Here is a 24,888-nt window from a genome sequence, read left to right as displayed (position 1 = left end):
GGAGGGGTCAGGATGTCACGGTATTCCGGTCCTGAGCGGCCCTTCTTTCGCGGTGACGACGCAGATCGTGGAGTCTCACGGAGCCACGATCATCTGTGGAGGAAGAGTCCGCGCCTTGCATCATGAAATCGATTTCGCGTAGCCTGGATCCCGGCCGTCAGGGCCGTCGGTATCGAAGGAGAGACCATGCGCTGCACCCTCGGGGTCGACATCGGCACGTCCAGCAGCAAGGGCGTCCTCGTCGACCCGGCCGGCACGATCCTCGCGTCCGCGACCCGCGCGCACGACGTCTCCCGTCCGCAGTCCGGATGGGTCGAGATGGACGGCCGCGTCTGGTGGGAGGAGTTCGTCGACCTGACGCGGGAACTCCTCGCCGCGGTCCCCGCCGCGGAGGTCATGGGCGTCGGCGTGAGCGGCATGGGCCCGTGCATCCTGCTCGCCGACGAGGACGACGAACCCGTGCGCCCCGCCATCCTCTACGGCGTGGACACACGTGCCACCGCACAGATCGCGCGCATGACCGCCGAGCTCGGCGACGACGAGATCACCCGCGTGGGCGGCTCGACCCTCACCTCGCAGGCCGGCGGCCCGAAGATCGCCTGGGTCGCCGAGGAGGAGCCGGAGGCCTGGCAGCGCGCGCGACGCCTCTACATGCCCGCTTCCTGGCTGGTTCGGAAGCTCACCGGCGCCTACGTCCTCGACCACCAGTCGGCCAGCCAGGTCTCGCCGCTGTACGACATCGAGGGAGAGCAGTGGCACGACCCCTGGTGGCAGCGGTTCGCCGCGACGATCGACCAGCCTCCGCTGCGCTGGGCGGGGGACGTCGCGGGCACGGTGACCGCCGCCGCCGCGGACCTGACCGGGCTTCCCGCGGGGACCCCGGTCATCACCGGGACCATCGACGCGTGGACCGAGGCCGTGAGCGTCGGTGCCCACCAGGTCGGCGATCTCATGCTGATGTACGGCACGACGATGTTCCTCGTCGCGACCGGCGAGGACACCCTTCGCACGCCGTCCATGTGGACCACCGCCGGCGCGTTCGCCGGCACCCGCAACCTCGCGGGCGGGCTGTCCACATCCGGAGCGCTCACCACGTGGCTGAAGGACCTGTCCGGCGCGGACTATCCGGCACTGCTCGCCGAGGCGGAGGAGTCCGGGCCCGGTGCGAACGGCCTGCTGATGCTCCCGTACTTCGCGGGCGAGCGCACCCCGATCCAGGATCCCGATGCCCGCGGCGTCATCGCCGGGCTCACGCTGCGGCACACCCGCGGCGATCTCTACCGCGCCGCCCTGGAGGCCACCGCGCTGGGCGTCCGGCACAACGTCGAGACCATGCGGGCCGCCGGCGCCGACATCCGCCGGATCGTCGCGGTCGGCGGGGGCACGCAGGGGCGCCTCTGGCTGCAGATCGTCTCGGACATCACCGGGCTCGTGCAGGAGGTGCCGCAGACGACGATCGGCGCGAGCTACGGCGCGGCCTTCCTCGCCGCGACGGCCACCGCCGCCCCTGGCGCCGCGCCCGCGATCACCGACTGGAACCCCATCGCCGACACCGTCCGCCCCGACGAAGCGCTGCGGCCCTTCGCCGACGCGCTCTTCGACCGGTACGTGCGGCTGTACGAGGGCTCGAAGGACGTCGTCCACGAACTCGCCGCCGCCCAACGCGACGCATCCCCGACCACCCCGACCCCGGAGGACTCATGACCGCCTACACCCTGCCCACCCCGGCGCCCCGCCCGACCGCGGCGCCGAAGACCGCCTACCTGATCGCGTCCGGCGATCTGCGCGAATCCGCGAACACCGCGGGCTGGCCCACCCAGGTGGAGCTCGAGGCCGGGGTCACCGGTGTGCTGAACGACCTCGGCTGGACGGTCGTCCGCGCCAACGAGGTCGACCCGGAGACCGGCCACGGCTTCATCTCCAGCCAGCGCATGGGACTCGAGGTGTTCAAGAACATCCCCGTCGATGCGCCGCTCATCGTCGCCGAGGCCGTCTGGCAGTACTCGCACCACGTGCTCGCAGGCCTCCGCACGCACCAGGGCCCGATCCTCACGGTGGCGAACTTCGCGGGCGACTGGCCCGGTCTCGTCGGTCTCCTCGGCCTCAACGCGGGCCTGACGAAGATGGACAAGCCGTACGCGACGATCTGGTCGGTCGACTTCACCGACGACTGGTTCCGCGACGGCATCCGGGAGTGGACCGAGACCGGCACGATCACCCACGACGACTCCCACGTACGTCCGCTCCCCGCGCTGCCGGACAGCCCGGAGAAGCAGCTCGGCGAGGCGCTCGCCGCGGAGCTGCGCACCGAGAAGGCCATCATCGGCGTCTTCGACGAGGGCTGCATGGGCATGTACAACGCCATCTTCGACGACGAGCTCCTCAACCGGACCGGCATCTACAAGGAGCGCCTGTCGCAGTCGGCCCTCTACGCGGAGATGCTGAACGTGACGGAGGAGGAGGCGGACGCCGCCTACGACTGGCTGATCGAGCGGGGCATGACGTTCCGCTACGGCGAGGACGCCGCGACCGAGCTCACGCGGGAGCAGGTGCAGTGGCAGCTGAAGATGTACATCGCCGCGCTCCGCATCGCCGACGACTTCGGCCTCGACGCGGTCGGCATCCAGTATCAGCAGGGGCTGAAGGACCTCGTGCCGGCGTCCGACCTGGCAGAGGGCATCCTCAACTCCACCGAGCGGCCGCCGGTGACCTCGCGCGACGGCTCCCGCGTGCTGCACGAAGGACGGGCCTTCCCGCACTTCAACGAGGCCGATGAGGGCGTCGCCGTCGATGCCCTCGTGACCGACCGGGTGTGGCGCGCGATGGGGCTCGTGCCCGACAACACGCTGCACGACGTGCGGTGGGGCGAGGACTACGACGGAGAGTTCGTGTGGGTGTACGAGATCTCCGGCTCGGTGCCGGCCTCGCACCTCGGCGGATGGCAGCACGCGGAGGGCTGGCGGCAGGGTCACGTGTTCTTCCCCGCGGGCGGTGCCACGATCAACGGCGTATCGAAGCCCGGCGAGGTGGTGCTCTCCAGGGTGTTCATCGCCGACGGGGTGCTGCAGGCCGATGTCTTCCGGGCGTCGGTGATCGAGTTGCCCGCCGAGGAGACGCAGCGCCGCAAGGACGCCACGAATCCGGAGTGGCCGATCGCGCACGTGGTGCTCCACGGCATCTCGCGCGACCAGTTCATGGCGCGGCACAAGGCGAACCATGCGCAGCTCGTCTACGCACCGGACGCCGACACGGCAGACAAGGCCCTGATCGCGAAGGCCGCCATGTTCGACGGGATGGGCATCAAGGTCAACCTCGTCGGCGACGTCCTGATCTGACGCCGCGGCCTCCTCACTGCGAGCGCCAGAAGCGGGCCGCGAGGTTCGTGAGCTCCTTGTCGAGGTCGTCCACCTTCGTCTCGATCCGCCCCAGCCGGGCGTCGAGGCCGTCGATCCGTGCGGAGAGTGTCCCGTCGATGCGGTCCACCTCCGCACGGATCACGCGGCTGAGCTGCGACGTCATGAGCGTCATGCCGCCGAGCATCACGGCGGCGGTGCGGGAACAGCGTTCAGGCGGAGGGGCGGAGGTCGCTGGGCGGGCCGCTCAGCGCGCGCAGGGCATAGAGGATCGTCGCCAGATCGACGAGTTCCTGCACCAGCGCCCCGACGACGGCCGGGATCACGCCGGTCATCGCGACGACCATGAGCCCCACGCTCAGGCCGATCCCGATCCAGATCGCGGTGAGGGCCACGCGGAGGGTGTGCCGTCCGATCGCGACGGCGTCGACGACCTTCGCGAGCGAGTCGACGAGGATGACGACGTCGGCGGCGTCCCCGGCGGCCGTCGCCCCCTTCGCGCCCATCGCGATGCCGATGTCCGCGGCGGCGAGCGCCGGGGCGTCGTTCACGCCGTCGCCGACCATGAGCACCGGACGCGGTTCCATCTCGGCCGCGAGGCGGACCTTCTCGGGCGGCAGCAGCTCGGCGTGGATCTCCTCGATCCCGACCTGGCGTCCGATCGACTCCGCTGTGGACGCAACGTCGCCGGTCAGCATCGCGAGGCGGTCGACCTCGTGCAGTCGCAGCCACGAGACCACCGCCGGCGCCTCGGGGCGGGCAGCGTCGGCGAGCACGATGACGCCCGCGAACCGGCCGTCGACGGCGACGTACGCCGCCGCCTCACCGGGGGCGAGATCCGCCCGCGCGGTGTCGGGGGCCAGGGAGGCGACATACGCGGGCTTGCCGACCACGACCGTCCGTCCGGCGATCGTCGCCGAGACCCCGTTCGTCGCGATCTCGCTGGCCTCGGTCGCCGCGTGCAGCGGCAGGCCGCGTGCCGCGGCCGCGCGGCGGATGCCATCGGCGAGCACGTGCGACGAGTACTGCTCGGCGGAGGCCGCGAGCCGGAGGATCTCGTCCGCCGCGAAGCCGGCGGCGGGGCGGACGACGATGAGCTCGGGCCGGCCCTGGGTGAGCGTCCCGGTCTTGTCGAACGCGGCCGAGCGCACGCGCGCGATCTGCTCGATGACCGCCCCGCTCTTCATGATGACGCCCGACTTCGCCGCCCGGGACAGCCCGCCGAGGAACGCCACCGGGGCAGCGATCAGGAGGGGGCACGGCGTCGCCAGGACGAGCACCTCCGCGAATCGGGTGGCATCGCCGGAGATCGCCCACGCGGTGCCGGCGAGCACGAGCGAGACGGCGGTGAACGGGATCGCGAAGCGGTCGGCCAGACGCACGATGGGGGCGTGCGACGATTCGGCCTCGGCGACCAGCGCCACGATCTGCTGGTACTGGCTGTCGGCCCCCGTGCGCACCGCGCGGAGGCGCACGGCCCGGCTGCCGTTGATCGCGCCGGACAGCACCTCGTCGCCGGAACCGCGTGTGACGGGAAGGCTCTCGCCCGTCAGCGATGATTCGTCGAAGGAGGCACTGTCCGTGAGCAGCGTGCCGTCCACCGGCACGATCTCCGCCGGGCGCACCAGCAGGACGTCGCCCACCGCGACGTCGTCGACGGGCACCTCCGTCGCCTCGTCCGAGTCCGCGTCCTCCGGGTGCACCAGCACGTGGGCGGTACGCGGCGAGCGGTCGAGGAGGGCCGAGAGGTCGCGCTTCGCCCGGCGGCCGGCGAAGTCCTCCAGAGCCTCGCCGCCGGACAGCATGAGCACGATGATGAGGGACGCGATGTACTCGCCCACCGCGAGCGTCGCCACCATGGCCACGACGGCGAGGATGTCGAGGCCGACATGGCCCCGGAGCACGTCCCGCACCATGCCGATGAGCGTCCACACCACCACGGCGGCCACGTACACCGTCGCGACCCACCGCCCGATCGTCTCCTCGCCCGCCGCGTGCAGGATGCCCACCACGATGAACGCGACGATCGTCAGCGTGATGACGGGGTACCGCCAGAGGAGTCGGAGGGCGCGCATGCGTCCAGCATCGCCGGAAAGAACGCCCGCCGCCAGCGTCCTCGTGCCGGCCTGCGATCCGTCGCCGGACGTCAGCCGAGGTCGAAGAGCTCGATCTGACGGAGGGTCACGGCGTCGTCGGTCCGCACGCGCACGGCCGCGGTCACGGCCCGCCGATCGAAGGCGAACGGGGTCGTACGGTCGGGGAGGAGGTCTTCGGCGTGCGTCGTGGCGAGCGGGTACCAGTGGCCGTCCGGCCCCTCGGCCTCCCAGTGCAGAGCGTGAGCGGTGATCCGCTCGCGGCTCGTGAGGGTGACGTCGGTGACCCCGCGGGGCGCAGGGAACCGCCACCCGGCCCAGGAGCCGGGTGCGAGGCGGACGCCGTCGTCGCCGGGCGGGTCGCCGTCGTCGAAGAGCCGCGACGCCGTCGTGACGTCGGGGGACGCGACGGGCCGTCCTCTCGCGCCCGTCAGATCGGGGTGCCAGGGTTCTCCGGCGAGGTCGCCGTCCCCGGTCTCCAGCGCACGTGCCGGGTCGTCACCGAACACGAGGTCGAGCACCAGGTCTCCGCGCAGCGCGTCGATCGGGAGATCGGCGGTGGAAAGCGGGCGGCCGTCGAGTCGCGCCTCCTGGAGGATGTGCGCGGCCGCGGTGTGCCGTCGGGAGCGGATCCGCAGCGACGACCCGTCGCCGCGCGCGACGCGGATGTCGTCGCTGAGCGGTGATCCGATGCGGAGCGTGCCCGTGGCGAGCTCGAGGGGGTACAGGCCGAGAGCCGCCCAGAGCCACCAGGCGCTCATCTCGCCGTTGTCCTCATCGCCGGGGAATCCCTGACCGATGTGCGCGCCCGCGAACAGCCGCCGCGCCAGACCGTGCACGAGCCCGGCGGTGTGCCAGGGCCGGTCGGTGAAGGCGTACATGAAGGGGATGTGGTGCGCGGGCTGGTTCGACAGCGCGCACATGCCGGAACGCTGGGCCCGCGCTTCCCGCTGTTCGTGGATGACCGTGCCGTACGCCCCGCCGAAGCGCTCGTCGGCGGTCTCCGGTTCCGCGAAGAGGGCGTCGAGATGGCGGCCGAGCCCGGCGCGCCCGCCGTGCAAGGCGGCAAGGCCGGGGCCGTCGTGCACCGTGCCGACCGACATCCCCCACGCGTTCGTCTCGACGTTGTCGCCGCCCCAGACGCGCGGATCGAAGTCCGGGGTGAACGAGCCGTCCGCCGAGCGACCTCGGAAGAACCCGGAGCCCGGATCGAACAGGACGCGGGCCGCACGCGAGCGGTTCGCGAAGTACCGGGCGAACGCCCGGTAGCGCGCGGCATGGTCCGGGGTGGTCGCGGACGCCGTGAGCTGCGCGGCGAAGCGGCCGAGCGCGGCGTCGCTCACCGCGTTCTCGATGCTCCAGCTCATCCCCTCCGGAACCTCGGACGGGATGAAGCCCAGGAAGCGCCCCCGCCCGATGCCCTTGCGGCCCCGCCGGGGATCGGGGCCCGGTTCGCACGCATGACGCCAACCGCTCTCGAACGCCGCCTCCCGGTCGAACGCCACTCCCCACCGGGCGGCGTCGGCGAAGATCTGGTCGCTCGACGTGCCGACCATGCTGTCCACGTAGCCGGGGGCGCTCCAGCGCGCCATCCACCCGCCGCGACGATACTGCGTGAGCTGACCGTCGAGCAGGCGGCCGGTCAGCGCCGGGTCGAGGAGCGCGAGCGCCGGCCACTCGGTGCGGTAGGTGTCCCAGTAGCCGTTGTTGACCACGAGCTCGCCGTCCGCGATCGGTGCTTCCGTCGCCGTCTCGCCGAAGGTCGTGCGGGCGGCGAACACGTCGGCGAACCGCCAGCGGGGGGCGTCGGCCGTGCCCGCGTTCTCCGCCGCGGTGTTCGGATACAGGTGCATGCGGTGGAGCGCGGCGGCGATCCGCGCGCGCTGCTCCTCGTCGGCCAGGCCGCGGAACGGGCGTTCGGCGGCGGGGAGCGGAGGGATCGTGACCCGCCCCAGCAGGGCGTCCCAGGAGGCGGCGGCGCGGGTGCGGAGCTCGTCGAACGAGACGGCGGGCGGAGCCTCGAGGGCGAGACTGTGCCGGGCCTGCGCGACGGACAGGAACGACACGGCGATCCGCACGTCGACCGCGCCCGTGCTGCCGACGAAGCCGGCGACGCGCGGGCGGCCGGCGTCGTCCAGCGGGCCATGGCTGACCTCCGCGGCCCCGCTGACCGTACCCGCGAAGTAGCAGCGGGGCGCGTTCCCCCAGTCCTCTGATCCCTCCGGGATCCACCCTTCGAACCCGTGCGCGGTGAAGGTGAGCCGGCCGTCGTCGGTGAGCTGGTCGATGACGAAGCCGATGCCGGCGTCGCCGTCGGCGCGCACCCGGAAGGCCGCCGTATGCGAGGTGGCGGTCATCTCGACGCGCAGACCGTCTCCGAGGTCGGCGGCGTACTCGTGCGGACGGGCGCGCTCCGTGCCCGGGACGATCCATCGCCGCCGAGCCTCCCTGTCCGACCGCGGCGCGCCGAGGAAGGGCATGAGCTGCAGCACGGCCCGATCCCCGATCCACGGGCTGGGCTGGTGGGAGAACTGGAGCGCCTCCAGACGCCGCCCCGCGGGATCGTCGTGCACGAAGGGGCGGTAGGGCCAGCGGGCGTCGGCGGCGTCCGTGGCGGGGGTGACGAAGGTGAAGCCGTGCGGCACGGCGACCGCCGGGATCGTGTTCCCCCGGGAGAAGCGCGGGCCGGAGTGCGAGCCGCGCCGCGTGTCGACCCGCTCGACCGGTGGGAGGTCACCGGGTGTCGTGCGCTCCTCCACGAGAACCTGCACGTACCCGGTGACCTCGGCCGGGAGGTGCGGCGCGGAGGCGAGGTCGGCGGTGCCGAGGACGAGCTCGACGGTCCCGGTGGCCGCGTCGACGGCGAGGGGAGCGAGCGCGACGGTGTCGGCGTTCCACTGCTCCGGCATGCTCCACCGGGCGGCGAACTGCGCTGTCGCCGTGACCGGGAAGTCATAGCGATCCCGGACCCCGGCGATCCCGCTCAGCCGGTGTCCGTGCTCATCCCGTACATCGACGGCGACCGCGAGCGCGGCATGCGGAGCGAGGGTCGCGGCCGGGCCGTCCGCGAAGAACGCCCAGTGCAGCACGGTGTCCGGCGTGAGCGCGATGTGGGCGAGGGCAGGGACATCGATCCGCTGCTCTCTGCGCGACGGGTCGAACGCGTACGCGAAGACAGGACCGGGGAGCACCCCCGCATGCGGGCGCGACGACGGAGGGTCCGCGGGACCGGAGGCCGGGCGGAGCAGCGGCGCACTCACCCCTTCAGCGCACCCTCCTGCACGCCCTTGAAGAAGAAGCGCTGCGTGAACGAGAACATGATGACGATCGGCACGAGGGCGATCATGGTGCCGGCCGCGATGAGCCGCGGGTCGACGGAGAAGCTGCTGTTCAGGTACGCCATGCCGACCGTCAGCGTGTACTTCGCCGGATCGGAGAGCACGATGAGCGGCCAGAGGTAGTCGTCCCACGCGCCGATGAAGGCGAAGATCGCGACGACCGAGACCATGCCGCGGATGTTGGGCCAGACGATGTGCCGGATCCGCTGCCACGTCGTCGCGCCGTCGACGGTGGCCGCGTCGAGCACGTCCTTCGGGATCATCCGGCAGGCCGTGGCGACCAGCAGCACGTTCATGGCGCTGATCGCTCCGGGCAGGAACACGCCCCACAGGCTGTCGGCGAGGCCGAGTGCGCGGATCGTGAGGAAGTTGCTGGTGACGGTGACCTCGCCGGGGAACAGCAGCGTGGACAGCAGGATGCCCATGACGATCCACTTGCCCCGGAAGCGCATGCAGCCCAGGGCGTAGCCGGCGAACGTCGCCAGGATCACGTTGCTCAGCACGGTGCCGAGGGAGACGAGCAGCGAGTGCCACGCGTAGAGGTAGACGGGGACGATGTCGGCGACCCGCGTGTAGTTCTGCAGCGTCGGGTCGCGGGGGATGAGCTCGGGCGGGAACGAGTAGATGTTCTCCTGCGGCCCCTTGAACGACGTCGAGAGCTGCCAGACGAACGGCCCGATGACGAGGAACAGGACGAACAGCAGCAGCGCGTAGCGGCCGATGAGTCCGCCGAGCGTGGGCTTGCTGAAGTCGCCGGAGCCGCGGCGGCGGAAGATGCGTTCGCGGGACGGTCGCGCGGAGTCCTGGGCCGGCGGTGCGCTCTCCACCGGGGGTGTCGTGAGAGTCGTCATGCGGAGACCTTCGCCTTCTTCTCGCGGTTCATGAACGCGATCGCCGCCAGCGGCACGAGCGTGAGGAGGAACAACGCGACGCTGATCGCGGACGCGTAGCCGATGTTGCCGTTCAGGCCCGAGCCGACCTGGCGGATCAGCATCACGAGCGACATGTCGTAGCCGCCGGGGCCGCCCGTGCTCTTGGACAGCACGTCCAGCTCGGCGAACACCCGCATGGCGGACACCGCGATGAGGACGGCGATGAGGAGCATCGCGCCGCGCACGGAGGGGATCGTGACCGACAGGAAGCGGCGGAACGAGCTGGCCCCGTCGAGCATGGCGGCCTCGTGCAACTCCTTGCCGACGTTCCCGAGCGCCGCGAGGTAGACGACCATGTAGTAGCCGAGTCCCTTCCACACGGTCAGCAGGATCGCGCAGCCGAGCAGCAGCCAGCGGTCGACGAGGAAGGCCATCGGCTGGTCGATGAGGCCGAGGAACTCCAGGGTCTGGTTGATGATGCCGCGGCTGTCGAACAGCCAGGTCCAGATGAGCGCGACCACCACGACCGAGGCGATCACGGGGAAGTAGAACGTGGTGCGGAAGAACGAGATGCCCGGGAGCTTCTTCTGCACGAGGAGGGCGAGGAGCAGCGGGAGGATCGTGAGCAGCGGCACGCACACGACCACGTAGATGAGGCACGTGGTCAGCGCGTTCCAGAACATCTCGTCGCCGAACATGCGCTCGTAGTTCGCACCGCCGACGAACTCCGGGGTCCGCAGGGGGCGGGCGTCCGTGAAGCTCAGGACGACCGTGTTGAGGAACGGCCAGAGCGCGAACACCAGCACCCAGATCACGGCGGGGGCGAGGAGCAGCCACGGGGTGAACCATTTGTGGGATCTCATCGTCGACCGCCGCTGCCGGGTGCCGGTGTCCGCGCGCATGATCACTGGTCCACGCGGTTCGCGTTGGCGTACTCGACGATCTTGTCGAGCTGCGTCTTGGGGTCCGCCTCGCCGTTCACGGCGAGGGCGATCTGCTGGGTCATGTAGGTGGCCATGTCGGCGGTCCACTGGAACGGCAGCGCCTTGGCGTCCGCCATCGCGCCGAACACCGTGTCGATCGCGGCGAGCTGCTTCTCGTCGGTGACCGAGGAGGCGATGTTGTCGACCACCTGGTCGCCGCCGTCCGCGGTGCCGGGAGCGGTGCCGACCGCGAGGGACGAGAAGGCGATCTGGTTCTCCTCATTGGTGGCGAACTCGGCGAACGCGAGAGCCGCTTCCTTGTTGTCGGAGTCGGCCGACACGTTGAGGCCCTGCACGTAGAGCGGGGCGATCCCGAGGCGCGGGGTCGCGACCGTGTTCTCCAGCAGTGCCGGGGCGTCCTTCTGCAGGTCGGTGGTGAAGCCGGTGCCGCCGGTCGTGAAGGCGACCTTCTCCTGGATGTACGCCTCCGCGTTCCCGCCGTAGTCGCCGGTCAGGGCTTCCGCGGGCATGGCGCCGGCGGCGTACGCCTCCGCGTACTTCTCGACGATCGCGGCGGCCTCGTCCGTGTTGAAGTCGAACTCGCCCTCGTCGTTGATGACCTCCATGCCCGCGGCGGTGAAGGTGTCCAGCGCCGGGATCGAGGACAGCAGCTGCACCTTGCCGCCGGACTCGGTGGCGACGTCCTCGGCGAGGGTGAGCAGCTCGTCCACCGTGGTCGGCAGGTTCTCCTCGGTGACGCCGTACGGCGCGAGCTGGGCGAGGTTCCACCAGGAGGCGTCGCTGGAGAGGTACCAGGGCAGACCGTAGGTGCCCTCGATGCCGGGGTACTGGCTGTACGAGTCCCACGCGCCCGCGTTGTACGCCGACTTCAGATCGGGGTCGGCGGTGTCGAGGTCGACGAGCTTGCCGGCGGCGACGAGCGGGTAGGCGATGTCCGGCGGGAGGTTGAGCACGTCGGGCAGCGTGTCGGCGTTGGCCTGGCTGAGGATCTTCTCCTGATACCCGTCGCCGGGCTGGTCCAGCCACTCGACCTTGACATCGGGGTGCTCTTTCTCGAACGCCGCGATGAGGTCTTCGAAGTAGGGAGTGAACTTCTCGTTCTTCAGCGACCAGGTCTGGAACTGGATGGTTCCGCTCAGCTCCCCGGACGTGTCGATGGGGCCGGCGTCGTCGGAGGCGCCGCCGCCTCCCGTGCAGCTCACGAGCGCCAGGGCGCCGATCGTGAAGGTTGCCAGAGCGACAATGCGTGCGGGAACTTTCATCGTGCTTCTTCCTCGAGGCGGGCGAATCGGCGCGGTCCGACGAATGGACTGCAGCGCTTTAGCAGATGAAACCACCCGGCGCGTCCGGTGTCAAGGTGTCCGCTATCGACGGCGATGCTCAAGCGTTATAGTGGTGCGACATGTCCTCGTGGGAGGCACGGTCCGAAAGGTGCACACATGACGCAGCGCGGCGCTCTCGACGCCCCACTCCGCTTCGGGGCGAACTACACGCCGTCGAAGGACTGGATGCACTCCTGGCTCGACTTCACCCCGGACGACGTGCGCCGCGACTTCGCGGCGCTCGCCGCGCTCGGTCTCGACCACGTGCGGGTGTTCCCGCTGTGGACCGTCCTGCAGCCCAACCGCACCCTCATCCGCTCCCAGGCGGTCGACGACGTCCGTGCCGTGGTCGACATCGCCGCGGAGTTCGGGATGGATGCGAGCGTCGACGTCGTCCAGGGCCACCTGTCCAGCTTCGATTTCGTCCCCTCCTGGCTGTCCACCTGGCACGACCGGAACATGTTCACCGACCCGAAGGCCCTGGACGGTCAGGTGACCCTCGTGGAGCGGCTGGCCGGCGCCCTCCGGGACGCCCCGAACTTCCTGGGTCTCACGCTCGGGAACGAGACGAACCAGTTCTCCGCCCACACGCATCCCTCGCCGTGGCCGGTCACGATCGACGAGGCGGGCGGCTGGATCGAGGCGCTGCTCGCCGCGGCGGAGCGGGGCGCCCCCGGCCTGCCGCACGTGCACAGCGAGTACGACGCGGTCTGGTACATGGACGGCCACGGGTTCACCCCCGCGCACGCGTCCCGGCTCGGTGCCATGACGACCATCCACTCCTGGATCTTCAACGGCACCGCGCAGCGCTACGGCGGCCGCTCGATCGCGTCCGACCGGCACGCCGAATACCTCATCGAGCTCTCGCGCGCGTTCGCGGCCGATCCCGCCCGCCCGATCTGGCTGCAGGAGGTCGGCGCCCCCTCCAACTGTCTCGATGAGGCCGAGATGCCGGGGTTCCTGGAGGCGACGCTGCGGTCGTCGCTGCGCACCGAGAACCTCTGGGGCGTGACCTGGTGGTGTTCGCACGACGTGAGCCGAGAGCTCGGCGATTTCCCGGAGCTGGAGTACTCGCTCGGGCTCATCGACCAGGGTGGAGCGGCCAAGCCCCTCGGCCGCCGGTTCGCCGAGCTCATCCCCGAGCTGCGCGCGCGGACCGTGGCCCCGGACCGCCCCACGGCGATCGTCGTGGAGGTCGATGAGCAGGAGGTGCCGGCGAGCCGGGCGGCGCTGAGCCCCGGCGGCGCGATCTTCCAGGCCTGGGTCGACGCGTGTGCCGCGGGCGAGGACCCGGCGCTGGTGACCTCGCGCATCGCGCACGACCCCGCGGCGCTGGAGGCGCGCGGCATCCGCCGCCTCCTCCACCCCGCTCCGTCCGCGTCGGACGTGACGCGCTACACCTCCGTCAACACCGTCGTCTGAGTCTCTCCACGTCCGGGTCGCCGAGACACCGGTTCGTCATCGAGACCCCGGGGTGCGTGCGTCGAAAGCCCGGGGCGGGGGCGGAAGCGCGGGGGCTCAGGAGGGCGGGGGCGCCGTGCTCTCGCGCGCTGTGAGCACCGGGGTCGGACCCTCGACGCTCGGCAGCGTCGTGCCGGCCTCGATCTGCTGCAGCAGGAGCGTGGCCGCCTGCTCGCCGAGCTCGAACGTGTCCCGGGTCATCGCGGTGATCGACGGGTTGATGAGCCCCGCGATCACGGAGTCGTCGAACGACGCGAGCGAGACGTCGCGCGGAACCACCCGTCCCATCTCCTGCGCCACGCGCAGCCCCGCGACGGCCATCACGTCGTTGTCGTAGACGATCGCGGTCGGACGCTGCCGGCCGGACAGCTGCGCGCGCGTCACGGCGGAGGCGCGGGCGGGGGAGAAGTCGGTCGTGATGACCTCGCCGGCGATGCCGTCCGCCGCCATCCGCTCCAGCACCTCGGCGCGCAGCCGGGTGTGCTCCAGTTCCGCCGGGCCTGCGACATAGGCGATGCGCGTGTGGCCGAGGGCGGCGAGGTAGGAGAAGAGCGTCTCCGCGACGGCGTCGTCGCCGATCCACACGCTGGGGACCGCGCCGTCCGGGGACGGCTTCGAGCCGATCATCACAGCGCGGGCGTCGAGGGCGATGATGCGCTCGCCGCGGGGGTCGTCGTCGCGGGGGTCGATGAGGATGATGCCGTCGACCTGATTCGACGAGCGCCATTGGCGGTGCACCTCCATCTCCTCCTCGATGTCGGCGACGAGCCGGAGCTGGAGCCCGACCTTGCTCTCGGAGAGCCGCGACTCGATGCCGGCGATGAGATCGGTGAAGAAGGCCTCGGAGCCGAGGGAGCGCGCCGGGCGGGCGAGCGCGAACCCGACCGCGTTCGCACGGGCGCCGACGAGCGCGCGGGCGGCGGAACTCGGCTGCCAGTGATGCTCCTCGATGATCGAGAGGATGCGCTGTCGGGTCTCCTCGCTGACGCCGGGGCGGCCGTTCAGGGCGAACGACACCGCGCCGGGGGAGACGCCGGCCATGCGTGCGATGTCCGCGATCGTCACGCGTTTCCCCGAGGCCATAGGCATCACCCTACTTGATCGATTTAGCCTCCCGGAAGCGGGGAAGACGCTACCGTGGACTCCGGTGCTAGATCGCTTTAGTAATTCGGCTAGCATCGAACGCATCCCTCACCGTCGAGCCCGGAGAACCCCACATGCATGACGACACCTCCCTCACCGTCGGCCGCGTCAAGCGGGTCCTCGAGGAGCGCATCCGCCCGGCGATCCACTCCGCCGCCGTGCCGCTCACGGTCCAGGCGCATCAGCTGCCCGGAGAACCCGTCACCCCGGCGGAGGGCCTCGCGCTGCCGTTCGCGCCCGCCGCCGTCGGCGAGCTGTGGGGTCCCGCCTGGGGGACCACGTGGTTCCAGCTCACCGGACGGGTGCCCGCGGAATGGGCCGGCCGCCGCGTCGAGGCGCTGATCGACCTCGGTTTCGACGTCAACATGACCGGGTTCCAGTGCGAGGCCCTCGCGTACCGCCCCGACGGCACGCCGATCAAGAGCATCAACCCGCGCAACCAGTGGGTGCCGATCGCCGACAGTGCCGCGGGCGACGAGCCCGTGGAGCTCTACCTGGAGGGTGCGTCCAACCCCGTCCTGCTCGACTACCACCCCTTCCTGCCGACGCAGGAGGGCGACATCCTCACCTCCTCGAAGGAGCCGCTGTACCGGCTGCGGCGCCTCGACCTCGCGGTGTTCGAGCCCGAGGTGTTCGATCTGTCGCTCGACCTCGAGGTGCTGTTCGAGCTGCAGGCGGAGCTTCCCGCGACGTCGCCGCGCCGCATGCGCATCCTGCAGGCGATGGATGACGCGCTCGACGTGCTCGACCTGCAGCGCATCGTGGAGACCGCGGGCGACGCGCGGGCCCGGCTCGCCGACGTCCTCGCCGCACCGGCCGAGGCGAGTGCGCACCGCATCTCCGCGGTGGGGCACGCCCACATCGACTCGGCCTGGCTGTGGCCGGTGCGCGAGACGATCCGCAAGGTCGCACGCACCACCTCCTCCATGACCACGCTCATCGAGGAGCAGCCGGACTTCCTCTACGGCATGTCCAGCGCGCAGCAGTACGCCTGGATCAAGGAGCACCGCCCCGAGGTGTGGGAGCGGGTCACGGCCGCGGTCGCCGCCGGACGCTTTCTGCCGCTGGGCGGCATGTGGGTGGAGTCCGACACCGTGATGCCGACGGGCGAGTCCCTCGTGCGGCAGTTCTCGCACGGTCAGCGGTTCTTCGCGCGGGAGTTCGGCATCCGCTCGAAGGGGGTGTGGCTGCCGGACAGCTTCGGCTATTCGCCGGCGCTCCCGCAGCTGATGCGCCGCGCCGGATTCGAGTGGTTCTTCACGCAGAAGATCTCCTGGAACCAGCAGAACGTCTTCCCGCACCACTCCTTCCTGTGGGAGGGCATCGACGGCTCGCAGGTGTTCACGCACTTCCCCTCGATGGACACCTACAACTCGCAGCTGAGCGGCATGGAGGTCGCGAAGGCCGCGCGGCAGTTCAAGGAGAACCGGGTCACCTCGCGGTCGATCGCCCCGGTCGGCTGGGGAGACGGCGGTGGCGGCACGACGCGCGAGATGACCGGCAAGGCCGAGCGTCTGCGCGACCTCGAGGGCAGCGCGCAGGTGGTGTGGGAGCACCCGGACGCGTTCTTCGAGGCGGCCAAGGCCGAGCTGCCGAACCCCGCCGTGTGGGTCGGCGAGCTCTACCTCGAGCTGCATCGCGGCACGCTCACCAGCCAGCACGCCACGAAGGCGCTGCACCGGTGGGCCGAGCACGCGCTGGTCGAGGCCGAGCTGTGGGCGGCCACCGATGCCGTGCGCACCGGCGCCGCCTACCCGCAGGCCGAGCTCGACCGGCTCTGGCAGGCGGTGTTGCTGCACGAGTTCCACGACATCCTCCCCGGCACCTCGATCGCGTGGGTGCATCGCGAGGCCGTCGCCGTGCTGTCGGACGTGCTGTCGGACGCCCGCGACATCGCCGATGCCGCCCGCCGGTCCCTCGCCGGCGAGGGCGACCGTGAGCTGCTGTTCGAGCCGACGTCGGTCGGTCGGGGGCGCGCACTCGGGGCGGCCTGGGTCCCTGAGCCCGTCGACGCGCCCGTCTCGCTCGTCGAAGACGCTTCGGCAGGCTCAGCGACCCACCCGGGCTGGCGGATCGAGAACGACCTCGTGTCGGTGCTCGTCTCGGGCGAGGGGCTGATCGTGTCCGCCGTCGACAAGGCGTCGGGCAGGGAGACGGTCGCCGCAGGTAGGGCCGCGAACCTGTTCCAGCTGCACCAGGACTTCCCGAACATGTGGGACGCGTGGGACATCGACCGGTATTACCGCAACAGCGTCGATGACCTCACCGCGGTCTCGTCGATCGAGACCTCCGTCGTGGACGGTGTCGCACGGATCGTGGTCGTGCGGCCGTTCTCGGAGTCGACGATCACGCAGACGATCACCCTCGCCCCGGGCTCGCGGACCGTGCACCTGCGCAACGAGGTCGACTGGCATGAGACGGAGAAGCTGCTCAAGCTCGCCTTCCCCCTCGACATCCAGGCGTCGCACACCGAGGCCGAGACGCAGTTCGGCTACCAGGCGCGCGTCACCCACACGAACACGAGCTGGGAGGCGGCGAAGTTCGAGACCTCGATGCACCGCTTCGTGCTCGTGCGGGAGCAGGACTTCGGTGCCGCTCTCGTGAACGACTCGATCTACGGGTACGACACGACGCGCGAAGTCGGTGAGGACGGGGTCACCACGACCGTGCGCCTGTCCCTGCTGCGGGCGCCCCGGTTCCCCGACCCGGACACCGACCACGGTCGCCATGAGATCGAGGTCGGCTTTGTGATCGGTGCCGACGCCGCCATCGCCACGGCCGAAGGGATCCGGCTCAACAGCCTGCCCACGGTGGTCCGCGGGGCACGCGAGGTCGAGCCGCTGGTGGAGGTGTCGGGCGAGGGGATCGTCGTCTCGGCGGTCAAGCTCGCCGACGACGGCTCCGGCGACGTGATCGTCCGCGTCTACGAGGCGCTCGGTCGCCGGGCGGTCGGCGCGCTGGCGGTCCGCTTCGACCACCGCGAGGTGCGCGAGGTGAGCCTGATCGAGGACGAGATCGACGAGCCCCGGGTCGGTGGCGCCCTCCGCCTCCGTCCCTTCGAGGTGCGCACGCTCCGCATCGTCCGCTGAGCCCCCGGGTTCCCGCTCCGCCGCTTCTCGCCGGATCAGAAACGCGCCTCCCGCACGGTCGGGAGGCGCGTTTCTCATCCCGCGCGGGGGATGGGGGGATGGGGTCAGGCGGGCGGGAGGCGGAGGACGTCGGGGGACTCGCCGCCGGTGAGGTCGTCGGCGATGCGGAGGCTGCGGGCAAGGTCGTCGAGCGCGCCGATGAGCGTGCCGAAGCGCTCCCGGTCGCTGCACACCGCCGTCAGGGTCACGAGGTGCGTGCCCGTGTCCCACGTGTAGGTGGCGAACGGCGGGGCCGAGGGGGACGGCGGCGTCGGCACCACGAGCTTCTCGCCCACGCCGAGCCGGGTGGGGAAGGAGGTCGTGTCGTCGTACTCCATCGGCATCGATGCCCGGGCGATCCGGATGTCGGGAGTCAGCGCCTGCACCGTCGCCATCGCCACGACGAGATCCGGCTCCGCCTTCCACGTCCACGCGAGCACCCGGCCGTCGGCCTTCTTCATGAGCATCGGCGCGGCCTGGCTCATCGCCCAGGCCCCGAACCGCGAGCCGGGACGCTCCGTCGCGCCGACCGCGGCGTTCACCTGGCCCAGCAGCATCCGGATCGCGGCCTTGCGGTGCCGGCGCCCCTTCCAGCCGAGCGAGTCCGTCACGGGGATCCACAGGTGGGAGTCGGCGTCGGCGTGCAGTCGCATGGCTTCACGGTATCGGCCGAGGCTGAGGGAAGCCGGTATGGCTCGGCGCCGCCCGCAGGGGCCTCCGGTAGAGTGGCGACGCCCGACCAGGGCTTCTCCTTGGCCGCCACCCCGTAAGGCATCTCTGTGACCTCCTCCGACGATCCGATCGATGCGTCGCGCGACGCCACCGCCGAACAGCCCCGCCCCCTGACGATCCTCCTCGGCTGCGACACGTTCGCCCCCGACATCAACGGCGCCGCCCGCTTCGCCGAGCGCCTCGCCGCCGGCCTCGTCCAGCGCGGACACGACGTGCACGTCGTCGCCCCCAACCAGGCATACCGGCGGACCGCGCCGCACACCGAGGTCATCGAGGGGGAGCCGATGACGCTCCACCGGCTGCCCTCCGTGCGCTGGGCGCCGCACGACTGGCTGCGCTTCGTGTGGCCCTGGCGCTCCAAGCACTACGCCCGCAAGGTGCTCGACGCGGTGCAGCCCGACGTCGTCCACATCCAGTCGCACATCGTGATCGGACGCGGCCTCGCGCGCATCGCGAAGCAGCGCGGCATCCCGGTCATCGCGACGAACCACGTCATGGCCGAGAACATCCTCGACCACACGACCATGCCGAAGTTCGTCGACGACATCGTCCTCAAGCTCGCCTGGGCCGACGCCAAGCGCACCTTCGACCTGACGCGGGCGATCACGACGCCCACGCGTCGGGCCGCCGACTTCCTCGAGAAGACGGTCGAGGTGCGTGGCGTGATCCCGGTGAGCTGCGGCATCGACCGCTCGCAGTACACGCCCGTCATCGCCCCGCGCGAGAAGAACCGCCTGGTCTTCGTCGGTCGCCTCACCGCCGAGAAGCAGGTCGAGGTGATCCTCCACGCGATGACGAAGCTCGACCCCGCGCTGAACACCACGTTCGACATCGTCGGCGGCGGCGACCAGCGCAAGCAGCTGGAGCACCTGACGGCGCAGCTCGGGCTCGCGGACCGCGTCACGTTCCACGGCCGGACAACCGACGAGGAGCTGCGCGCCCTGCTGTCCCGCGCGAGCCTGTTCGTGATCGCCTCGATCGCCGAGCTGCAGTCCATCGCGACGATGGAGGCGATGGCCTCGGCGCTGCCGATCGTCGCCGCCGACGCGGTCGCGCTGCCGCACCTCGTCCACGACGGCGAGAACGGCCACCTCTTCACGCCGGGAGACGTCGACGACCTCGCCGCGAAGCTCACGGCCGTGCTCACCGCCTCCCCCGGCGAGTACGAGCGGATGCAGAAGGCGTCCCTCGACGGCGTGGCCATCCACGACATCAACCGCACACTCGACACCTTCGAGGCGCTGTACCGCGACGAGCCGCTGCCCGAGTGACGCGGATGCACGTCGTCTTCTTCGCCGATCAGCACCTCGACTCCCTCGGCGGGGCGCAGGTGTCGATGCGGCTGCAGCGGACGTTCCTGGAGCGCGCCGGGCACACCGTGACCGTCGTCGCGCCCCGGATGCACGCCCGCCGCGACGATGCCGCGCCGTCGGACGGGAACGTCGATCTTCCGTCGATGCCGATCACCCCGGACCGCGAGTACGCGATGACCTGGCCCGGGCGGGCGACCGACCGCACCCTCGACCGGGCGATGACCCGGCGGCCTCCCGTCGATCTCGTGCATGTGCAGGGCGACTTCTGGGGCGCGTTCATCGGGCACCGCTTCGCCGCCCGCCACGGGATCCCGGTCGTGCACACGATGCACAACCGGGTTGATGTGGGGCTCGCCGCCGTCACCCCGCTGCACCGTCCGGTGCTCGCGGTGCTCAACCTCTGGCGCCGCGCCGCCCTCCGCGGGATCGGCGCGCCGGTCGGCGGCAGCGACGGGTGGTCGTATCTGCGCGGTCTCGCGGCCGGGGCCGCGGCCGTCACGGCCCCGTCGGGACATTTCGCCCGCCGTCTGGAGCGGCACGGCGTCGCCCCGACGGTCGACGTGGTGTGGAACGGCATCGACGACGACGTCCGCGCACAGACCCTCGCGGACGCTCCGGCCGAGCGTCTCCCGGGGCGCCCGCGCTTCGTCTGGCTCGGGCGGATGAGCCCGGAGAAGCGCCTGCTCCCCTTCCTCCAGGCTTGGGTGGATGCGGGGATCGACGCCGAGCTCGAGATCATCGGCGGCGGCGGACAGCGCGGCGCCGCCGAACGGATCGTGGCCGGCCGGGACGACGTGCGCTTCGCCGGACGCCTCTCCTACGCGCAGACCCTGCAGCGGATCGCCGCGGCCGATGCGCTCGTGCAGACGTCGATCGGCTTCGAGACCCAGGGGATGACGCCGTTCGAGGCCGCCACCCTCGGCACCCCCTCCGTGGTGTGCGACCCGGACATCGCGGCGGAACTGCAGGGGGGGCTCTGGGCCGTGGCCGCGCCGGCGGCGGACGCGAGCGGCCGCGACCTCGAGGCGCAGCGGATCGCCGCCCTGGCGGAGGCCCTTCGCCGGGCTGCCGCCGACATCACCGCGGGAACGGCCCCGCAGCCGGTGCCCGCCGTCGCGGACGCCTTCCGGCAGTCCTCGCGCACGGCCGCGATGATCGAGGTCTACGACCGCGTGCGCGCACGCTCCTGAGCGCTCAGAAGAACCGGTAGAAGTTGGTCGAGAGTCCGCTCACCGCGAGCATCAGCAGGCCGGCGCCGGACACGCCGATCGCGATCCCCGCGAGCAGCCGTGGTCCCGGGCGACGGGCGGCGATGAGGCCCAGCACGAGAGCGGCGGCGTAGCCGAGGAACGTGAGGATGCCGGACGCCAGCTCGATCACCCCGATCAGGCTGTAGGTCCGATCCGACATGTAGACGAACGGCCGCACGAGGATCAGCACCAGATCGATCGCGAGCGTCACCGCGGCGACGATGAAGGCGGCGCGACCGAGGCCGCTGCCGGGGGTGCGCGGTGCGGGTGCGCCGGCGGGAGGGAACCCGCCGGACGCGGGGCCGGGGCCGAAGGCCGCCTGGCCGGGTGCCGCGGTCGGCGCCGGCTGCGGGGTCGCGGTGGGGAAGGCCTGGGGTGCGGCGCTCGGCGCGGGGTGTCCGCCCGGGAACACGTGGCCTCCGCCCGGATACTGCGGCTCGGCGGACAGAGGAGGGGGCGTCGGCGCGGCGGCCGGGGGGATGGCCCCCTCGCGCGGCGGGACGGCGGGCTGCTGGGGGTCGCTCATGTCCCGAGCGTAGCGGCGCTCGCGCGCCTGTGGGAGGCCTTCAGCGGTACCCGTGGCCCGGGTCGGCCCGGTGCAGGGCGTCCGGTCCGGGGACGCGGGTCCAGTCGGTCGGGGTGCGGCGATAGCCGTCGCGACGGAGCTCGACGATCGTGGCGCCGACCGCCCAGACGCCGATCGCGAGCAGGAGGATGATGAGTATCATGGCAGAAAAGCTACGCTCGGTGAGATGCTGCCACGAGTGGCAGATGCGGCACTCACCGTAGGAAAACTGCCAATCCGGGAGGGTCCATGAAGACCGTGGCCTGTGTGGTGCACGACGGCTTCGCGCCGTTCGAGTTCGGTGTCGCGTGCGAGGCCTTCGGCCTGGACCGCTCCGCCGACGGCGTGCCGAATTTCGACTTCCGCATCGTCGCCCCACGACCCGGCGTCGTGCGCTCCAAGATCGGGTTCTCGATCAACGTGGAGCACGACCTCTCGTTCACCCGGGAAGCCGACCTCGTCATCTTCTGCCCGGTGCCGCGCGAGACGTGGGCGGACATCGATCCGCTCCTCGTCGACGTGGCCCGCGACGCCGTCGCCCGGGGCGCCTGGGTGATGAGCGTGTGCAGCGGATCGTTCATCCTCGCGGCGGCCGGAGTACTGGACGGCCGGCGCGCCACCACCCACTGGATGTACGCGCACACGATGGCCGAGATGTACCCGGACATCGACATCGACCCGGATGTCCTGTTCGTCCAGGACGACCGGATCATCACGAGCGCCGGCACCGCCGCCGGGATCGACGCCTGCCTGCACCTGCTCCGACAGGAGCTCGGCGCGGAGATCACCAATCGCATCGCGCGTCGCATGGTCGTCCCCCCGCAGCGGGACGGGGGGCAGGCGCAGTTCATCGATCGTCCGATCCCCGTGGCGCCGACGGACTCGTTCGCGGCCGTGGCGGACTGGGCGGTCGCGCATCTCCGCGACGAGCTGACCGTCGACCAGCTCGCCGCACGCGCTCTCATGTCTCCGCGGACCTTCGCCCGTCGCTTCAAGGCGGAGTACGGGGCGACGCCGGCGGCCTGGCTCGCACGGCAGCGGATCATCCAGGCGCAGCGGCTCCTCGAGCGCACCGACCTGCCCCTCGAGCACATCGCCACGGAGTGCGGCTTCGGCTCCGCGGCCGTCCTGCGGCAGAACTTCGCCCGCGTGCTCGGCGTGACCCCCACCGCCTATCGCGCCCGCTTCTCCTGCGCCAGCGCCCCCGCCGCCTGACTTCTCCCCTTCTTCCGCGACGGTCCTCGCCCTGGGGCGGGATCAGAAAGGGGCCGCCGAGGGGCCCGCGAGGGGCGTTCTTGATCCCGGATGAGAAAGGGACGCGGGCTCAGGACAGGTGGGCCGGGGAGGGAAGGGTGACGTCGCGGACGTCGACGCCGGCGGGGGTGACCGTGGCGACCGCGTACAGGAGCGACTGGGTCGGATAACCGTGCGGGCGGTTGTCGCGGATGATGGCGCGATCGTCCTCCGGGGGGAGGGTCGCGGAGGCGCCGAGGAGTGCGACCCACTCGGCGGCCCAGTCGGCGCTCGCCGCGGCCGGCCCCAGGGCGCGGAACTCGGGGAGCCAGGCGGCGATGCGCGGAGTCCCCTCGTCGTCGAGGTCGTCGTGGGCGATCATGTGCGTGCCGGGCTCGATCGGGGTCTCACGCAGGTCGGCGCCGTCCCAGGAGAGGACGCGGGCGCCGTCGGGTGCGACCTCGAGCAGGTTGAAGCCGTGCATCGGCGGCGCGCCGTGCGGGGACCGGCCGGTCACCGAGGCGAGGGGGAGGGTGCCGCGGGAGACGGCCGCGGTCGGGGCGAGGTCGTGCACATCGGCGCGATTGAGCAGCACGGCGAGGCGTCGTTCGGCGGGGTTCACGGCGAGCCAGGCGCCCCCGGCACGTCGGTCGCGGATGCCGAGCACCCCCGGATACTCCTCGGGCCACCACGCGCCCAGCGCGTCCCATTCCCGCGCGGGATCCTCATCGCGGACGGCCAGCAGTCGCGCGGATCCCGCGGCCTCGACATCGATCACCACCGTGCACACCCTTCCGAGTCTAGGTCGGCGGGGCCGGTGCGGGCCGGCGGCGGATCGGCTCCCACCGGCCCCGCGGGTCCGACCCCTGGGGCAGAATCGAGGCGTGAACATCGTCGTCGGAGTCACGGGCGGCATCGCCGCGTACAAGACGGTGCACCTCGTGCGCCTGCTCACCAAGGCCGGTCATGACGTGACCGTGGTGCCCACGGAGGACGCACTGCGCTTCGTGGGTCTGCCGACCTGGGAGGCGTTGAGCCGGCATCCGGTGACGACGAGCGTGCACGAGGACGTCGCCCGCGTCCGGCACGTCGCGCTCGGACAGGGGGCCGACCTCGTCGTGATCGCGCCCGCGACCGCCAACTCGCTCGCGAAGATGACCGCGGGCCTGGCCGACGACCTCCTCGGCACGACACTGCTGGCGACGGAGGCGCCGGTGCTGGTCGCGCCGGCGATGCACGCGGAGATGTGGCGGCACCCGGCCACGCAGGCGAACATGGCGACGCTCCGGTCCCGGGGCGTGCACGTCGTGGGTCCGGCCGACGGCGAGCTCGCCGGTGGTGACAGCGGGCCGGGGCGCATGGTCGAACCGGAGGAGATCCTCGCCGCGGTCCAGGCGCTCCTGACCCCCGGCGACCTCGCCGGCGTGCGGGTCGTCGTCTCGGCGGGCGGGACGCGGGAGCCGATCGACCCGGTGCGGTTCCTCGGCAACCGCAGCAGCGGCCGGCAGGGGGTGGCCCTCGCCGCGGAGGCCGCCGCCCGCGGTGCGGACGTGACCCTGGTCGCCGCGAACATCTCCGGCGATGTGCTCGCGGAGTCCGGTCGCGCGCCCGTGCGGACGGTCCGGGTCGGGACGGCGGCCGAGCTGTCCGCGGCGATGAAGGAGGAGGCGGCCACCGCCGATGTGGTGATGATGGCCGCCGCGGTGGCCGACTACCGACCGGTCGAGGTGTCCGCCCGAAAGCTCACGAAGGATCGCGGGGGCGTCGGCACGATCGAGCTGGTCGAGAACGAGGACATCGTGGCGGCCCTGGTCGCGCGGCGGCGTCCGGGGCAGCTCATCGTGGCGTTCGCGGCGGAGACGCCCGAGGACGAGACCGAGCTGCTCGAGCGCGCGCGAGGCAAGCAGCAGCGCAAGGGCGTCGACCTGCTCGTGGTGAACGAGGTCGGCTGGGAGCAGGGCTTCGAACGAGGCGAGAACGCCGTGCACATCCTCGGTCCCGGCGGGGTGGTGGCACGGTCGGCATCGGGGAGCAAGCGCGATGTCGCGGCGGCCGTCTGGGACGAGGTGGCTCGGGAGAGGTGAGGCACTGGAGCGCCGCACAGAGGAATGCTAAACTTGAGTCAACCAAACTCAACTTTG

The 24,888-nt window shown here is 71.5% G+C and carries 19 protein-coding genes; 8 read left to right on the top strand and 11 right to left on the bottom strand.

Going from position 1 to position 24,888, the window contains the following annotated elements; genetic code table 11:
- The first annotated feature begins 186 nt into the window (after nt 1-186).
- Nucleotides 187-1,704, top strand: coding sequence for an FGGY-family carbohydrate kinase (locus KAF39_RS03265; protein WP_210675941.1), 1,518 nt, complete (start codon nt 187-189; stop codon nt 1,702-1,704).
- Entirely contained in the window at nt 1,701-3,335 is a 1,635-nt protein-coding gene (locus tag KAF39_RS03260) for a fucose isomerase (RefSeq protein ID WP_210675940.1), read from the top strand. The genes KAF39_RS03265 and KAF39_RS03260 overlap by 4 nt, the downstream gene beginning before the upstream one ends.
- A 13-nt stretch (nt 3,336-3,348) precedes the next feature.
- Here KAF39_RS03260 and KAF39_RS03255 read toward each other — a convergent pair whose 3' ends face one another.
- The 6 genes from KAF39_RS03255 to KAF39_RS03230 form a co-directional block, all read right to left on the bottom strand.
- Nucleotides 3,349-3,528 carry a hypothetical protein gene (locus tag KAF39_RS03255; protein WP_246878216.1) on the bottom strand — a complete coding sequence of 60 codons (180 nt, stop codon included), beginning with the start codon at nt 3,526-3,528 and terminating at the stop codon, nt 3,349-3,351.
- Between the two features lie 37 nt (nt 3,529-3,565).
- Nucleotides 3,566-5,428 carry a heavy metal translocating P-type ATPase gene (locus KAF39_RS03250; RefSeq protein WP_210675938.1) on the bottom strand — a complete coding sequence of 621 codons (1,863 nt, stop codon included), beginning with the start codon at nt 5,426-5,428 and terminating at the stop codon, nt 3,566-3,568.
- Between the two features lie 71 nt (nt 5,429-5,499).
- Complete coding sequence (locus KAF39_RS03245; protein WP_210675937.1) at nt 5,500-8,706, bottom strand: GH92 family glycosyl hydrolase; 3,207 nt, start codon at nt 8,704-8,706, stop codon at nt 5,500-5,502.
- The gene (locus KAF39_RS03240) at nt 8,703-9,635 is read right to left on the bottom strand and encodes a carbohydrate ABC transporter permease (RefSeq protein WP_210675936.1); all 933 of its coding nucleotides are present in this window, start codon (nt 9,633-9,635) and stop codon (nt 8,703-8,705) included. The genes KAF39_RS03245 and KAF39_RS03240 overlap by 4 nt, the downstream gene beginning before the upstream one ends.
- Nucleotides 9,632-10,519: a carbohydrate ABC transporter permease gene (locus KAF39_RS03235; protein ID WP_025102636.1), complete on the bottom strand. Its 888-nt coding sequence runs from the start codon at nt 10,517-10,519 to the stop codon at nt 9,632-9,634. The genes KAF39_RS03240 and KAF39_RS03235 overlap by 4 nt, the downstream gene beginning before the upstream one ends.
- A gap of 41 nt (nt 10,520-10,560) precedes the next feature.
- On the bottom strand, nt 10,561-11,862 hold the full coding sequence (locus KAF39_RS03230; protein ID WP_210675935.1) for an ABC transporter substrate-binding protein: 1,302 nt from the start codon (nt 11,860-11,862) through the stop codon (nt 10,561-10,563).
- 177 nt (nt 11,863-12,039) lie between these two features.
- Between KAF39_RS03230 and KAF39_RS03225 the strand changes: the two genes are divergently transcribed.
- Nucleotides 12,040-13,344, top strand: a complete 1,305-nt coding sequence (locus KAF39_RS03225) for a glycosyl hydrolase (RefSeq protein ID WP_210675934.1) — start codon at nt 12,040-12,042, stop codon at nt 13,342-13,344.
- A gap of 96 nt (nt 13,345-13,440) precedes the next feature.
- On the opposite strand, the gene KAF39_RS03220 is transcribed toward KAF39_RS03225, so the two are convergent.
- Nucleotides 13,441-14,466: a LacI family DNA-binding transcriptional regulator gene (locus KAF39_RS03220; RefSeq protein ID WP_210675933.1), complete on the bottom strand. Its 1,026-nt coding sequence runs from the start codon at nt 14,464-14,466 to the stop codon at nt 13,441-13,443.
- A 134-nt stretch (nt 14,467-14,600) separates the two neighbouring features.
- Here KAF39_RS03220 and KAF39_RS03215 point away from each other — a divergent pair, with 134 nt between their 5' ends.
- The gene (locus KAF39_RS03215) at nt 14,601-17,615 is read left to right on the top strand and encodes a glycoside hydrolase family 38 C-terminal domain-containing protein (RefSeq protein WP_210675932.1); all 3,015 of its coding nucleotides are present in this window, start codon (nt 14,601-14,603) and stop codon (nt 17,613-17,615) included.
- A gap of 104 nt (nt 17,616-17,719) precedes the next feature.
- Here the strand turns inward: KAF39_RS03215 and KAF39_RS03210 are convergent, their stop codons facing one another.
- A complete protein-coding gene (locus KAF39_RS03210) occupies nt 17,720-18,307 on the bottom strand; it encodes a hypothetical protein (RefSeq protein WP_210675931.1) in 588 nt (195 codons plus the stop codon).
- A gap of 120 nt (nt 18,308-18,427) precedes the next feature.
- Here KAF39_RS03210 and KAF39_RS03205 point away from each other — a divergent pair, with 120 nt between their 5' ends.
- Nucleotides 18,428-19,657, top strand: coding sequence for a glycosyltransferase (locus tag KAF39_RS03205; protein ID WP_210677928.1), 1,230 nt, complete (start codon nt 18,428-18,430; stop codon nt 19,655-19,657).
- Nucleotides 19,658-19,662: 5 nt separating this feature from the next.
- Nucleotides 19,663-20,889: a glycosyltransferase family 4 protein gene (locus KAF39_RS03200; protein ID WP_210677927.1), complete on the top strand. Its 1,227-nt coding sequence runs from the start codon at nt 19,663-19,665 to the stop codon at nt 20,887-20,889.
- A 4-nt stretch (nt 20,890-20,893) separates the two neighbouring features.
- Here the strand turns inward: KAF39_RS03200 and KAF39_RS03195 are convergent, their stop codons facing one another.
- Together KAF39_RS03195 and KAF39_RS03190 are read right to left on the bottom strand one after the other, a co-directional pair.
- Nucleotides 20,894-21,475, bottom strand: coding sequence for a hypothetical protein (locus KAF39_RS03195; RefSeq protein WP_210675930.1), 582 nt, complete (start codon nt 21,473-21,475; stop codon nt 20,894-20,896).
- 40 nt (nt 21,476-21,515) lie between these two features.
- On the bottom strand, nt 21,516-21,677 hold the full coding sequence (locus KAF39_RS03190; RefSeq protein WP_210675929.1) for a hypothetical protein: 162 nt from the start codon (nt 21,675-21,677) through the stop codon (nt 21,516-21,518).
- A gap of 86 nt (nt 21,678-21,763) precedes the next feature.
- Between KAF39_RS03190 and KAF39_RS03185 the strand changes: the two genes are divergently transcribed.
- Nucleotides 21,764-22,729 (top strand): GlxA family transcriptional regulator, encoded by a 966-nt coding sequence (locus KAF39_RS03185; RefSeq protein WP_210675928.1) that lies wholly within the window; start codon nt 21,764-21,766, stop codon nt 22,727-22,729.
- A 109-nt stretch (nt 22,730-22,838) separates the two neighbouring features.
- Here KAF39_RS03185 and KAF39_RS03180 read toward each other — a convergent pair whose 3' ends face one another.
- Entirely contained in the window at nt 22,839-23,537 is a 699-nt protein-coding gene (locus KAF39_RS03180) for an NRDE family protein (RefSeq protein ID WP_210675927.1), read from the bottom strand.
- 94 nt (nt 23,538-23,631) lie between these two features.
- Here KAF39_RS03180 and coaBC point away from each other — a divergent pair, with 94 nt between their 5' ends.
- Nucleotides 23,632-24,831 carry a bifunctional phosphopantothenoylcysteine decarboxylase/phosphopantothenate--cysteine ligase CoaBC gene (gene coaBC, locus KAF39_RS03175; protein ID WP_210675926.1) on the top strand — a complete coding sequence of 400 codons (1,200 nt, stop codon included), beginning with the start codon at nt 23,632-23,634 and terminating at the stop codon, nt 24,829-24,831.
- Nucleotides 24,832-24,888 lie beyond the last annotated feature (57 nt).

Source organism: Microbacterium sp. BLY, assembly GCF_017939615.1.
Lineage (GTDB): Bacteria > Actinomycetota > Actinomycetes > Actinomycetales > Microbacteriaceae > Microbacterium.
Note: the sequence above shows the minus strand (reverse complement) of the source record. Positions and strands in the feature narration are given on the sequence as shown.

What these genes read in the sequence shown, in the direction of transcription:
- KAF39_RS03250 (WP_210675938.1), bottom strand. Translation starts at nt 5,428, where the DNA reads ATGCGCGCCCTCCGACTCCTCTGGCGGTACCCCGTCATCACGCTGACG.
- KAF39_RS03220 (WP_210675933.1), bottom strand. Translation starts at nt 14,466, where the DNA reads ATGGCCTCGGGGAAACGCGTGACGATCGCGGACATCGCACGCATGGCC.
- KAF39_RS03265 (WP_210675941.1), top strand. Translation starts at nt 187, where the DNA reads ATGCGCTGCACCCTCGGGGTCGACATCGGCACGTCCAGCAGCAAGGGC.
- KAF39_RS03260 (WP_210675940.1), top strand. Translation starts at nt 1,701, where the DNA reads ATGACCGCCTACACCCTGCCCACCCCGGCGCCCCGCCCGACCGCGGCG.
- KAF39_RS03195 (WP_210675930.1), bottom strand. Translation starts at nt 21,475, where the DNA reads ATGAGCGACCCCCAGCAGCCCGCCGTCCCGCCGCGCGAGGGGGCCATC.
- KAF39_RS03240 (WP_210675936.1), bottom strand. Translation starts at nt 9,635, where the DNA reads ATGACGACTCTCACGACACCCCCGGTGGAGAGCGCACCGCCGGCCCAG.
- KAF39_RS03235 (WP_025102636.1), bottom strand. Translation starts at nt 10,519, where the DNA reads ATGAGATCCCACAAATGGTTCACCCCGTGGCTGCTCCTCGCCCCCGCC.
- KAF39_RS03185 (WP_210675928.1), top strand. Translation starts at nt 21,764, where the DNA reads ATGAAGACCGTGGCCTGTGTGGTGCACGACGGCTTCGCGCCGTTCGAG.
- KAF39_RS03255 (WP_246878216.1), bottom strand. Translation starts at nt 3,528, where the DNA reads ATGACGCTCATGACGTCGCAGCTCAGCCGCGTGATCCGTGCGGAGGTG.
- KAF39_RS03230 (WP_210675935.1), bottom strand. Translation starts at nt 11,862, where the DNA reads ATGAAAGTTCCCGCACGCATTGTCGCTCTGGCAACCTTCACGATCGGC.
- KAF39_RS03190 (WP_210675929.1), bottom strand. Translation starts at nt 21,677, where the DNA reads ATGATACTCATCATCCTCCTGCTCGCGATCGGCGTCTGGGCGGTCGGC.
- KAF39_RS03225 (WP_210675934.1), top strand. Translation starts at nt 12,040, where the DNA reads ATGACGCAGCGCGGCGCTCTCGACGCCCCACTCCGCTTCGGGGCGAAC.
- KAF39_RS03210 (WP_210675931.1), bottom strand. Translation starts at nt 18,307, where the DNA reads ATGCGACTGCACGCCGACGCCGACTCCCACCTGTGGATCCCCGTGACG.
- KAF39_RS03215 (WP_210675932.1), top strand. Translation starts at nt 14,601, where the DNA reads ATGCATGACGACACCTCCCTCACCGTCGGCCGCGTCAAGCGGGTCCTC.
- KAF39_RS03200 (WP_210677927.1), top strand. Translation starts at nt 19,663, where the DNA reads ATGCACGTCGTCTTCTTCGCCGATCAGCACCTCGACTCCCTCGGCGGG.